Annotated in this window: 18 protein-coding genes and 1 tRNA gene; 10 read left to right on the forward strand and 9 right to left on the reverse strand. The window is 36.5% G+C overall.

Features of this window, described 5'->3' with window-relative positions:
* Nucleotides 1-620 (reverse strand): DUF4145 domain-containing protein (locus tag NTU69_11955; GenBank protein MCX5804221.1); only part of this gene is annotated, 620 nt, incomplete at its 3' end.
* A gap of 906 nt (nucleotides 621-1,526) precedes the next feature.
* Between NTU69_11955 and NTU69_11960 the strand changes: the two genes are divergently transcribed.
* On the forward strand, nucleotides 1,527-2,090 hold the full coding sequence (locus NTU69_11960) for a hypothetical protein (protein ID MCX5804222.1): 564 nt from the start codon (nucleotides 1,527-1,529) through the stop codon (nucleotides 2,088-2,090).
* On the opposite strand, the gene NTU69_11965 is transcribed toward NTU69_11960, so the two are convergent.
* The 7 genes from NTU69_11965 to NTU69_11995 form a co-directional block, all read right to left on the reverse strand.
* Nucleotides 2,087-3,166 carry a DNA adenine methylase gene (locus NTU69_11965; protein ID MCX5804223.1) on the reverse strand — a complete coding sequence of 360 codons (1,080 nt, stop codon included), beginning with the start codon at nucleotides 3,164-3,166 and terminating at the stop codon, nucleotides 2,087-2,089. The two genes, NTU69_11960 and NTU69_11965, sit on opposite strands and share 4 nt — an antisense overlap.
* On the reverse strand, nucleotides 3,156-4,916 hold the full coding sequence (locus tag NTU69_11970) for an N-6 DNA methylase (GenBank protein MCX5804224.1): 1,761 nt from the start codon (nucleotides 4,914-4,916) through the stop codon (nucleotides 3,156-3,158). Before NTU69_11970 ends, NTU69_11965 begins: the two co-directional genes overlap by 11 nt.
* A gap of 194 nt (nucleotides 4,917-5,110) precedes the next feature.
* Nucleotides 5,111-5,272 carry a hypothetical protein gene (locus NTU69_11975; protein MCX5804225.1) on the reverse strand — a complete coding sequence of 54 codons (162 nt, stop codon included), beginning with the start codon at nucleotides 5,270-5,272 and terminating at the stop codon, nucleotides 5,111-5,113.
* 14 nt (nucleotides 5,273-5,286) lie between these two features.
* Nucleotides 5,287-5,460, reverse strand: coding sequence for a phospholipase D-like domain-containing protein (locus tag NTU69_11980; GenBank protein MCX5804226.1), 174 nt, complete (start codon nucleotides 5,458-5,460; stop codon nucleotides 5,287-5,289).
* 130 nt (nucleotides 5,461-5,590) lie between these two features.
* Entirely contained in the window at nucleotides 5,591-6,010 is a 420-nt protein-coding gene (locus NTU69_11985) for a hypothetical protein (protein MCX5804227.1), read from the reverse strand.
* Nucleotides 6,011-6,035: 25 nt separating this feature from the next.
* Entirely contained in the window at nucleotides 6,036-6,725 is a 690-nt protein-coding gene (locus NTU69_11990) for a hypothetical protein (GenBank protein ID MCX5804228.1), read from the reverse strand.
* 1 nt (nucleotide 6,726) lies between these two features.
* Nucleotides 6,727-6,966, reverse strand: coding sequence for a transcriptional coactivator p15/PC4 family protein (locus NTU69_11995; GenBank protein ID MCX5804229.1), 240 nt, complete (start codon nucleotides 6,964-6,966; stop codon nucleotides 6,727-6,729).
* A 187-nt stretch (nucleotides 6,967-7,153) separates the two neighbouring features.
* Here NTU69_11995 and NTU69_12000 point away from each other — a divergent pair, with 187 nt between their 5' ends.
* The 3 genes from NTU69_12000 (at nucleotide 7,154) to NTU69_12010 (ending at nucleotide 8,893) form a co-directional block, all read left to right on the forward strand.
* Nucleotides 7,154-7,447, forward strand: a complete 294-nt coding sequence (locus NTU69_12000; GenBank protein ID MCX5804230.1) for a helix-turn-helix domain-containing protein — start codon at nucleotides 7,154-7,156, stop codon at nucleotides 7,445-7,447.
* Nucleotides 7,448-7,590: 143 nt separating this feature from the next.
* Nucleotides 7,591-7,830, forward strand: a complete 240-nt coding sequence (locus tag NTU69_12005; protein MCX5804231.1) for a hypothetical protein — start codon at nucleotides 7,591-7,593, stop codon at nucleotides 7,828-7,830.
* Nucleotides 7,802-8,893, forward strand: coding sequence for a site-specific integrase (locus tag NTU69_12010; GenBank protein ID MCX5804232.1), 1,092 nt, complete (start codon nucleotides 7,802-7,804; stop codon nucleotides 8,891-8,893). The genes NTU69_12005 and NTU69_12010 overlap by 29 nt, the downstream gene beginning before the upstream one ends.
* A 17-nt stretch (nucleotides 8,894-8,910) precedes the next feature.
* On the opposite strand, the gene NTU69_12015 is transcribed toward NTU69_12010, so the two are convergent.
* A tRNA-Lys gene (locus NTU69_12015) sits at nucleotides 8,911-8,984 on the reverse strand.
* Between the two features lie 129 nt (nucleotides 8,985-9,113).
* Here NTU69_12015 and NTU69_12020 point away from each other — a divergent pair.
* From NTU69_12020 to NTU69_12045, 6 genes are all read left to right on the forward strand, one after another.
* A complete protein-coding gene (locus NTU69_12020) occupies nucleotides 9,114-9,371 on the forward strand; it encodes a hypothetical protein (GenBank protein ID MCX5804233.1) in 258 nt (85 codons plus the stop codon).
* Between the two features lie 262 nt (nucleotides 9,372-9,633).
* Nucleotides 9,634-9,927 (forward strand): AtpZ/AtpI family protein, encoded by a 294-nt coding sequence (locus NTU69_12025; GenBank protein MCX5804234.1) that lies wholly within the window; start codon nucleotides 9,634-9,636, stop codon nucleotides 9,925-9,927.
* Entirely contained in the window at nucleotides 9,905-10,297 is a 393-nt protein-coding gene (locus tag NTU69_12030) for a hypothetical protein (GenBank protein MCX5804235.1), read from the forward strand. The genes NTU69_12025 and NTU69_12030 overlap by 23 nt, the downstream gene beginning before the upstream one ends.
* A complete protein-coding gene (gene atpB / locus NTU69_12035) occupies nucleotides 10,287-10,985 on the forward strand; it encodes a F0F1 ATP synthase subunit A (GenBank protein ID MCX5804236.1) in 699 nt (232 codons plus the stop codon). The genes NTU69_12030 and atpB overlap by 11 nt, the downstream gene beginning before the upstream one ends.
* A gap of 93 nt (nucleotides 10,986-11,078) precedes the next feature.
* On the forward strand, nucleotides 11,079-11,339 hold the full coding sequence (locus NTU69_12040) for an ATP synthase F0 subunit C (GenBank protein ID MCX5804237.1): 261 nt from the start codon (nucleotides 11,079-11,081) through the stop codon (nucleotides 11,337-11,339).
* A 468-nt stretch (nucleotides 11,340-11,807) separates the two neighbouring features.
* On the forward strand, nucleotides 11,808-11,980 hold a 173-nt coding region (locus NTU69_12045; GenBank protein MCX5804238.1), incomplete at its 3' end, for a DEAD/DEAH box helicase family protein.

Raw genomic sequence — 11,980 nt, forward strand, 5'->3', positions numbered from 1 at the left:
GCTTCACGCTGTGTTTCTGGAACAACTGTCTCATATAATTCTTCAACGTGTTTTGGTTGTGTTATCATTACATCTGCAATCAAATTTACTAAACCAAACAGTTTGTTCGCTGTTTCAATATCATCTTTTAGATCAATCTGCCCAGGATGAACCGAGTTATTGCCAACGACCCTCACAATATCCAACGCCTGCTGGACTTTTATTGGTAACCCTTTTTTAACTAAAGATGCAATGTCATCATTTATATTTTTTCCTTTCTCACCCAGGAATGCACACAATTTCTGGATTGCTAACCGTAATAATGCAGAAGCCCCTCGTGGTGAATTCGATAAAATTGCTCTTGCTTCCTCAATGTCGAATTTTATGTCTTCTGGTATATCAGGGTTAGGTGGAGGAGCTATTAGGGACGGAGGGTAGACAAGTTTTTTGTTAATCCATGTTGAAAATTGCCCACATCTATCACATCTGCAAATTGCAAAATTAATATCATTTCCATAATTCTGACTGCTTACGATTCTGTTTGGATGCCCCCATTCTTGCTTTGAAAATGCATGACAAAAAGGACAATTAAACCCATTTGACTGAAAAGCAGGGGGCGTATATGGAATTACTGTTTCCATTTTTACTCCTTTTCACTTATAACATTATCTTTTAAGCATATTCTGTATTCGCTGTGGGTTTGTGATCCTAAATCGTAGGATTTCAAGAAAAAGTCGCCAAAAAACCTTCGAAAATGTCCTATCATTCTGTATAATAGTGAATATGCATTTATCATATACATAATCCCCATAAGTTTTGATTCCAGTTATCCTGCTCTCAAAACCTATGACCTATTAATCTATTGATTACCACCCCTACTTGTGTATTTCAAGAAAAATCTTATAATGCTCTATTACGGAAGAAATCAATATGTGATGTCGATAGTGACTGTATAAGTGTCCTGTTAAAGCAAGGACTACTGAAAAATATTCTGTTGCAAACTTTTGTAAATTGTAGGATAACGACATAGGGGAAATTATTAATACACATTTCTTTAAAGGTGGAGAAGGTTTAATCAAGGAGAATCATAACCAAAATTGCAGGAAATATGGAAAAAAGAGTAGATAGCTTAGTTTTCAGACGTTTAACATATGCAGACTTTAGGCACATAAACAAAAAAGGGGGCGAAGAGCAGGGAGGTGGCGGTCAATCATACATAGATTTCCCAACTGCTGATATCCTATTAGAGAAGTGGTTTAAATTTCTTGGACAAAACACCGGCACTGGAGCCAAAAACAGACCACAATGGGATTTTACTATTAATAGTTTAGGATTACAGAACCCTAAAAAGTTGAGAATTTATCAAAGACGGGAGCAATCGGTCAGTGTTTCATCTCAAAAAATTTATAGTAGATCATCGAACCGTGTTCCCTCTTGGCATCCAGATAACTCATTCCCAGTTGATTATAAGGCAGATGTTGATAATCTTGTAGTTTATATTGTTAAGACAACTGNAAAACTGGTCAGTTAACGATTCTCTCAAAAAAATGTTTCAAAATACTGCTGGCTATATCGATTTCAAGAGTAAAGTTCTAATTGATACAGCAGATAAAGATTGGCCATTTTATTTCGATGCTAAGACAGTTAAGAATCAAATTAAAACAGAAGAAGAGAAAGAAGAAGATTTTGTTTTTGAAGATACTTCACCAAAACTTGAAGAACTTGAACAATCTGATGCTCAACCAGACTTCATACAGAGAATTTATAAAATTCGCCAAAGAAATAGCCAAATTGTTAAAAACTTAAAAAAACTCTATAAAGGTAAGTGTCAAATATCATCTGATAATCTAACCTTTAAAAGGAAAAATGGTGAATTATATTCTGAGATTCATCATTTAATTCCTTTAGGCGATAACGGTTCAGATTCATATGCCAATGCAATTGTTGTAAGCCCTTTAATCCATAGAATGTTGCATTATGCCAATGTCTCGCCAATTGACCTATCTAAAATAATAGATAATAAATTAAAAATTACTATCAACGAAAAGGAATATGTAATAACTTGGCATGCCGACCACACCAAGACTGTCAAAAAAAGTCTTAAGGACTAATTTAACTTCAAATGAATTAAATACTCTTGTAGTGTGGGGTTTTTCTCGCTCTTGTTACTCTTAAATCTTTTATACTTTATTCCTTTTATTACTACCTTACCATAGTTTGAGAGAAAAGAAATCAGGTCATTAATGGATAGCAACCCGTCTTCACTGTAGCTGATTAGAAAATCATTACATTTTATATTAGTTAATATTTTATCGAAAGAATCTCGAATTTTTACTTTAGAACAAAAATTTGAATACTGATCTCGCCAAGGTCTTAATCCACTATCACCGATTGCTATAGGTTCATCTTCTCTGGCGATAGTTTCCAAGATATGGTAGTTAGCTGCATATTGCCTTTTTATATAAGGGGGATCAATATAGCAGAGGTCACCCGATAAGTCTTTTGATATTGCCTCTGCATATCCTATGTAAATTTTGTGTCCTTTCAATTCCCCTAACATTGAGAACGAAGAAGGGTGCAGTTTTATTGGGTCTTCAGCCCTTTTAATAAACTTAGACAAATAATGACCATATGTTCCTGCGATATTTGCTATATCATTTGTAGCCATCATCAAATTGTGAAGTAACAAAGAATGTTCCATTTCATCAATAATTTTGATTTCTTTGAATCTTTTAATTTCTTTTCTAATGGCATCAATTTTAGCTGCATTATTTGAAGTAAAATATTTCCTTGGTTTCTTAGTGTTTGATGCTTTTCCATCAGGGCTAAATTCTTTATAAAAATATCCCTTAATGGGTTTTAAATTATTTAGATAATTCAGTATTGTTTCATAGTTACTTCCTCCAAACAAATTTATGGTTTGGTATTTTTCAATATCTTTAATTGCTTTTATCCCCTTGAATGCGGGTGGTTCACTCAAAAAAAGGTGCACATTCAGATGATGATATGAATAAGTCATTACATCAACCGCAGTAACCTGAAATCCTGCCTCCCTCAACGCAAAAGAAAAAAGTCCAGTCCCCGCCATTAAATCAATTATATGTTTTGCTTCTTTGTTGATAGTTCTGATTTCAGAAATAATAATATCTGCGAGTTTGTCCTTGGAACCAATATATCTAAAACCCATTGTCTTTAAAAATCTCCCTATAGTCGCAATTTAATAATCTTTTTATTGGAATAAGTTGCTGAGCAGAACTTAATGTTTCAAAAATTACTTTGTAGTCTTTGCGTTTTAACTTGAAGAAGTAAGCAACAACCCTTTCAATTATTAAATCATTTGCTTTAGAAATATTTTTTTCTTTGGAACTAACAACTTCAGATTTGATGGTATTTGTAACTTTGCTAATTAAATTTCTATCTACTTTTGAGTTAAAATCAATTTTAGGAAATGGTAAATTTACCAGTATTGTCTGCGTAAGGTATGGATGGGATTTCCATTCATTCTCACCATATTTCTTTATGAGGTAGTACGTAATTGCTCTTGAATTAAGAACTGCTAAAACAAACTCAATCGACAACTTCTTGTTATAAGTAGGCTTTAATTTCAGTATGTAAACTACTTGGTTTGTAATCGAGTTATTATAGTCTATACTTGCAGTTATACCGACACCCGTTTTTCTAACAAGTATTTTCCCCCCCTGATAAATACTTATATCTTTGTAGTTAATCCCCTTCTTATGAGTGTTAATCCAACTCTTTGAGATAGATGTATAACGATATAAATCCTCACCCACTTTGAGTTTAGCATTTCCAACTCCATTGCGATTCATAATTATTTTATCTGTTTTAATATTATCTAAGTTTAACGATGAATTGCAATGCGTACATTTTGGCTTCTTTGCCCTTGGGTAAGGCATCCAATGCCTACATTTTTGGCACTGACAAACTATCCCTTTCTTGGAGATTTCTGCTCCTCTCATGTTCATTACTATGTTTTTAAATAAAATGCCTGTGTTCTGAATCTTATCAAAGGTTTTTTCCTCTTCAGTTTTCAAATCAATATCAAAAATACACTTATCATTTTCTATAAACCTTCTTTGCGGAACTTTATGTGACAATTCTTTTTCGGCATCCTCCAAAGCCAATTCATTAGACAAAACCTTTTTTTTGTAGTTTGAAGAAAGTCTGAAGCAATCAACGGCATGGTCGCTTTGTGCTTTAGTCTTTCTTCCTATAATTATGATACACGCTCTATTGATTTCACTAAATATTTTTTCCCCTAATCGTGCAATTAAATGAATGGTTGTATTCGTCGTTAAGAGAACTCGTAGCCTTGATTGCTCCTGACTAAATACAGAATCAGGTAGGATTAAACCATAAATTCCGCCGTCTTTAAGATTATTAAGAATTATTTCAATAAATAAGTCATAAATATCAAACTGCCCTTTTGCAAGGGTAAAATTGTGATTCAAAGTTAATAAATCGTAGATATTTAAATCAGCTCCCCAAGGAGGGTTACTTAGAGAAATGTCGAAACCATCTTGACAGTCTATTTCTCTTCTTAAATTAATCCATCCATTAACAGAGTCTTTATCCTTTGCAGGAAATAAACCATCTGTATTTATGAATTTAGTAGTAAATTGTTTTAATGGTTTATTGGCAAAAATTTTGGTAGAACCAATAACTGCATTGATATCCTTATCAATTCCAACAATTTTAGGTAAACTTTTAATTCGTTTATTTAATAATATTTCATTCGCAAAACATTGTAATAGTATGCTGCCCCCACAGCCAGGGTCTAACACTTCTGAAATACTTTTGGTCTTTCCCCAATAATAAACGATTTTCTTTGCGAGATATTCAGCAAGAAATGTTGGAGTATAAAATACTCCATTTATTTTTCGTTCTTCTTTTGAGTATTGTTTAGCAAGGCTCATTTATTACCTTTTGGTATTTGATAAAGTGTTTCATCCTTTTTTGTTTCCATTTTGCTGCTGTTTCAACAAGTTGTCAAGCGGTTTTTTCTGTCACAGTTGAATATCAGATAATTGAATACTAATTGAAATGTTGAATATCCAGCAAAGATAGCAAAAACTCTCTTACAGGAAGGAATTGTTCATAGCACTGAATGTCAGTTATTCTGCATCTTTTCCAGGTAGGTTTCTATTGTTATACCCTGTGGAATTTCTTTCTTTGCTACCATTTCTCGATCTGCATTGTAAAACAGGACATAGAGCTTTCCATCTTCTTCGATAAATTCTATGGAGTAGTAGGGACTGTCATCGGGGTTCATGGTATGCTTAGCGTCTATTTATCTCTCTGGTAAATCCTCTCAAATGCATCTGTGAAGCTTTTTATAATGCCATTGCATCCCGATAAATCCACCATCGAATTATCCTGTTTCTGGGCATTCGCTGAATAGTTCCAACTACCCATAACTACCCGTTTATTATCAATAACGCAGAATTTGTTATGTTCCAGTACCCCTGTCTTTTTAATTACTGACCCCTGATGTCAATAGTGGACACGAAACATCCCTCATGCTGCAACCTCCGTCATATTATTTTATCACAACTTTGGTATCCACTAAATACATGCTTTACCTCACAAGTTATTTAAAATAGGATTCTGCCAAAGCGTATATTTCGTTATCCCTCGTGTCCCTGCATAATTCATCCACTGGTATACTGTCGTATCCGTCAAGAGCTAACTTCACCATATCCACATCGTCTTGAATTACATTATTGAATTCCTGATTGATAATGCTGGTTATCAGTGCCTCAACCTTTGGTTGTATCGCCTCAAGCGCTTTTGATCGGATATAACCTTCCTTAATCATGTTTTGATAGATTTCAGGGTCAATATGTTTTTTGACACCAGTCACAAATATTTCCCGTATCCTGTCATCGGAGAGCGCATCAAGTTCTAACCCTTTCGGTTTTCCATTGATTCCGCCGGTTTGAGCAAGCCATTTTTCAAGACCTTGAGGTTTCGGCGTGTACTGGTTATTTTCAAGTTCATCTTTGGTCAATTGGTCTGGTATTATACCTAATCGTTCAATATGGACATTGACATCTAAATGGTAGTGCCTTAACAATATCGTCTGCCTGATTCTGAAAGGTCTCAGCGATAGAATATCCTGAAGGGTCATAGTCGGTGAGGGTGAGAATATAAATATCATCGGTGATGGTCCCCATATTTCTTATCAACCCCTCCATTGCTGCAAGAGCATTCTGACCTTTTCCGCTGATGCAGGAGAGACCGAACAGGTCTGCAAGCTGTTCAATAATTGGGTATGCGGTATCCTTTTCTGTTGACACGATAATATTGGGATACGGTGCGGAGTTTACCAGATAACCGAAAGTACTCAAGGAATCAACCTGATATTGATTTATTGGATTTTTCCGCCGCCTGCTTGTATCCACTATTTTTAAGTCTTTATACGTGAGAACACCCATGCGTACAAGTTCAGCCATATATCTGCTTAATTCAGCGTCCCACCGGGTGAGACCTTCTTCAGTCTGGTCGGATTCTGTGAGCAGTCCCAATTTTTCAAGAACAGGTTTTACTGTGAAATACCAAAACCGTCTTAAACTTCTATCGGTATCCGCAGAGAGAAACTGTTTTTCATTGAGAATAATAGACCGGATCAGCTCTGATTGCTTCACCCCTGCAAGAATGCGCTTAAGTTCATCCTTCGGTATTTCCTTTATTGGTCGGGTAAGAGAGGTATATTTTTTTGACATATCATCCCTCCAGTGCCCTTGAAGCCTTCTGCAACAGTGGGATTACCTCGTCGATAGTTTCATCGTTGAAGGTAACACCCTTCTTTGTCGGAAGCCATTCGCCCTTATCATCCGTGAAATATACCCGGCAATCAACATACTTGCCTGCTTGGCTGGCAGACAGGTAACCCTGATACTCCGCAAGACTTACCCTGACTCTTTCTTTTTGGTTCTTCTCGACTTCGCCGATTAGTTTTAACATGTTATGCCTCCTTTATATTTTTTTCTACATATGTATTACCTTTTTTTGAAATTTTTCTTACAGGGAAGATTAACCCTCCAATAGAAAAGCAAGAACCCTCTGATAGAGAAACAAGACCTTGAGGTTAATTCTTTAGAAGAAAAGAAGTAATACAAGGGTGAGAATAAATGTTTTTAGGGGGTTTTAAATGAAACTTGAGCTTGAAGAACATGATCTTGAATTGATTGTTGATAGATTATTTGAAAGGCTAAAACCTATGTTGCCCAAGCAGGACCACCGGGGGGACGTTATCTTTGACAAAAAAGAGCTTTCTCAATATCTCAAGGTTGGTGTTTCATGGATAGATAATAACCTTTATATGTTGCCACACTTCAAGGTCGGTAAGTATGTGAGGTTCAGGCAGTCACATATCGACCAATGGATTAAGAATGTAGAACTAATGCCTTCACCTTACCTTAAATTGATGAAAAATGTCAGGTGACCACTTGATTGTATATCAAATGATTGTAAAAATTACCTATGAATTATCAATATGTTATTCGAGTATGTGAAGTGAATTGTGAAGTGAATAATAAATTATTTTTTCCTTGATGAACAAACATAGTAGGCTTATAAATATATAGTGTGAGTGAATGGACACCGAGACAAATCAGAGGATTGAGAAAAACGTTCACGCTATCCAAAAGGGTATTGGGTGAGCTTGTTGGTGTTCATAAGGACTATATCTACATGCCGAAAGGAGGTGATAGAAATCCATCAAAAATATTATGTTTATTGTTAGACCGCATTGAAAAGGAATTACAAGAAAACGAAAAAGGAAAGGTAGGTGAAAAGCATGGCAAGAAAAGTAAAAGGTCTTTATAAGCGTGGTAATGTCTGGTGGTGTGCTTATAAGTCTGTAACCGGGAAGGTGGTAAGAGAAAGCACAGGATTCATCAACTATGACATGGCCATTGATTTTCTTACGAAAAGAAAAGCTGATGTTATGGTAGGGATAGAACCGGAAGTCAAGAAGATGGTCAATTATACCTTTCAGGAGCTTGCAACAGAATACCTCAAATGGTGTGAAAGGCAAAGATGCTTTAAGAGTAAGCGGAACTTTGTCAAGCAGTTAGGTGAGGCCTTTAGTAATATTCCCTTAAGACAATTCAATACCATGATGCTTGAACATTTTCAGACAGAGCGATTACAAAAAGGGAATAAACCGGCAACAGTCAACAGGCTTATTGCTACAATCAAACATGCATTCCACAAGGGTTGTGATTGGAATATGGTTGATGAAGGAACCATGAAATGCATAAAAAGGGTGAAGCTTCTTGAAGAAAATAATCGGCGATTACGGTATCTGTCGAAAGAAGAATGTCAGGCTCTAATCAATGCTTGTGATTCACATTTAAAACCGATTGTAATTATGGCCCTGAATACAGGCATGAGGAAGAGTGAAATTTTGGGGTTACGCTGGGATAATGTAGACCTCAGACATGGCTTTATTCTTCTGGACGTAACAAAGAACGGAGAACGGCGGGAAATACCAATAAACGACACATTGAGGGCAACGCTTGAAGCATTACCGAGAAGGCTTGACGGTGGATATGTGTTTTATGATCCAAAGACCGGCGAGAGGTACAAGGAGGTTAAACGTTCCTTTGGTACAGCATTAAGAAAAGCAGGGATAAGAGATTTTAAGTTTCATGATGCCCGTCACACATTCGCCAGTCATCTTGTTATGGCAGGGGTTGACATAACGACTGTCAAAGAACTCTTAGGGCATAAGACCCTCACCATGACATTACGTTATGCTCATCTTGCACCCTCTCACAATGTGAAGGCGCTTGATATTCTGGACAGTGTTTTAAACGATAATCAAAACTCCACTTCACAATTACTTCACAATTTCACATCAATAAGAAGAGAAGGAGTCTTGTAAGTGGTTGATTTTTAACGTGGGCCGTGCAGGATTTGAACCTGCGACCAACTGATTAAGAGTCAGCTGCTCTACCGGACTGAGCTAACGGCCCAAAGGTGATTGTTTATAACATACCAGTAGAGAAAAATTCAAAATAAATTTTATTCTTATTTAAAATAATTTTTCTTCTGGTATAATTATAGTTAGAAGAAATAAAATTTATGCAAAAGGAGGGATTGATATGTTTTTTATGAATATTTGTACATGGGCACCTGAGGATGAAAAAGAGGTAAGAAAAAGAAGAGAAAAATATAAATGGCCAAAAGGGGTAAAGGTAATCTGCGAATTTTTTGATCTTCAGGGATGTAGAGTTATAAATGTTGTTGATACTGATGCCAAAGGACTCATAGCCAGTAGAGCTGCATGGATAGACATTTTGGTATTTGAAACCTTTCCTGTATTTCCTATTGGAGAGAGTAGGGCCTTATTGAAAAAGTAAGTACCTATGGGTTTGTCCCATAGATTAGAAACAATTGGACGTGTAGTGTTCATCCTGACTTCTTTGTGGATTTTTTAGGATTATTATAATTGTATCTTCAGAGGAGAAGATACGGCAATTGCCCTTTTTAGGTAATTATTTGTTCCCATATAATAAGCTGGTTCTTTTCAGTAAATAAGTTTATTCAACTTCATTATATTTTATTTGTTTATAATGGACAAATTTGCCTATATATACCGAAGTTTTAAACGACAAAAATACATTGACTAAAAGGGGTCTGTATGTTAAAAAAGATGGTCTTGTAATGATTATGTCTGTATTAGACAGCAAGAAGGATGTGGTCAGGTCTCTTATAAGCTACAGTTCGCTTGGCTTGGAGATGGGGCTCTCCGTTGCTATAGGGGTAGCCATTGGTTATTTCCTTGATTCTTATTTTAAGACATATCCTTACCTGACAGTCATTTTTATGATTTTTGGTATAGTGGCAGCGCTAAAAACGATATACACATTGCTGAAAAGGGTTAAAAGGGAAAATGAAAGAGACAACAATAAGTGATATTGAGCGTATAAATGTTATAATTCTTGTTTTAGGGTCAATTCTGTCGATAGTGATAATGAGGGAGTTCAAGTACCTTTTTAGCTTTGCAGTGGCAAGCTCTATAATGACGTTGAATTTCAGATTGTTAAAAAAAATAATAGAGGGTGGATTTTCGGGATCCACTGTTAGTAAAAAGGATATCCTTATAAAACTTCCGTTGAAATTTCTTGTTTTTGTGGGGCTTGTTGTAATAATAATCATATATGGTAATATAGATGTAATTTTTTTTCTCATTGGGTTGTCAACTGTATTCCTCTCTATTGTGATAAACCAGATTTTTATTGTGTTTAACCCGGTAGAAAAAAGGAGGCAAAAGGATGGGGCATGAAGTATTTACATGGGCTTCTTTATTCCCCTTTTTAAAAGGTCTACCCCCCCATGTATCGAATGCCATCATAGTCTCTATAATAATTCTCATTATTGTGATTTTGGGCTATAGGCAGCTGAAAAGAACTGAAGATGAAATAGTGCCTGAGCCAAAGTTTACATTCAGGAATTTTGTTGAGATACTGGTGGAAAGACTTTCCGATATTATAGTAGATACGATGGGCCCAAGAGGTAAGGAGTTTACATTAATAGTTGGAACCCTTGCCCTTTTTATCCTTTTTAATAACCTTTCCGGGCTTGTGCCTGGATTTTTACCCGCCACAGATAATGTAAACACCACATTTGCATGTTCACTTACAGTATTTGTGATGACGCACTATTATGGCTTCAGGGAACATGGAATAAGGTATTTAAAACAGTTTGTGGGGCCTTTCTGGTGGCTGGCACCATTGATGGTTCCCATTGAACTTATAGGGCATCTCGCAAGACCGTTGTCGCTTGGAATGAGGCTTTTTGGAAATATAACAGGCGACCATATTGTGACGACTATATTTTTTGGGCTTGTCCCATTAATAATCCCCTTACCGGTCATGTTCCTCGGTCTGTTTGTAGCGTTTGTTCAGACATTTGTGTTTATGCTTTTATCCATGGCATATTTTTCAGGGGCAATTTCTCATGAAGAACATTAAAAATATAAAAGAAAGGGGTGAGATTTAATGAAAAGATTGGTAATAGTCATTATACTCTTTGGAGTTTTTGTTTGTCTCTCTTCTGGTATTGCAATGGCTGCTGAAGAGGCGAAAGGGCTTGATCCACAGGTTAAACAAGTGATAGCACTTGCTGCTGGTTTTGGTCTTGCGATTGCAGCCTTTGGTGGGGCTCTTGCACAGTCAAGGAGTATAGTTTCTGCGCTGGATGGTATTGCCAGAAATCCTGGTGCTTCAGGAAAGATAGTGACCCCGATGATTATCGGTCTGGCAATGATTGAATCACTTGTAATATACTCTCTCGTTGTTTCATTACTTTTAATCTTTAAACTCTAAAAAGGGTTCTGGGGCAGATAACAAAATCTGCCCCAGATGATTTTGTAATGAAAATATGGGGGAAAAATGCAGGGTATACCCGGCAACCTTATCCGATTGACTTCTCCCATCCCTGCCCGAAGTCGGCAAGGGGCCTTATTTCGTATATCTCAAGGGTCGCTACGGCATGGATCACCCTGGCCATTGTGCCTCCTTGGATGATATATAAATTCTATATTTCTTTTTATATCACAATATGATTGGCTTGTGGGTAAAATACTGATCACCCATAATACGTTTAACTCCCCTTCTTGCTCGCGGTGCTTGCTTAAGTAGATTCCCACGAACTACGCAAGCATACAGAGGACCACGCCTTCAGGCGTGGGTGAATGCTTCAGTTGCTAACGCGAAGCGTATGTATAGTGCCACGGGCTTGCCCATGGGAATCTACTTTGACAAGGGACCGAAAGAACATTAGAATATAACATCATGGGCAGATTTAGACTTGTAAGCGACTATGTACCAAAAGGCGACCAGCCTGTGGCAATTAAAAAACTTGTAAAAAACATAAAGCAGGATGTGTCGCATCAGGTCTTACTCGGTGTAACAGGTTCAGGGAAGACATTCACCATGGCAAATGTGATTGAGAAGGTTCAAAGGCC

It is taken from the genome of Pseudomonadota bacterium (genome assembly GCA_026388215.1).
Taxonomy (GTDB): Bacteria; Desulfobacterota; Syntrophorhabdia; order Syntrophorhabdales; family Syntrophorhabdaceae; genus JAPLKF01.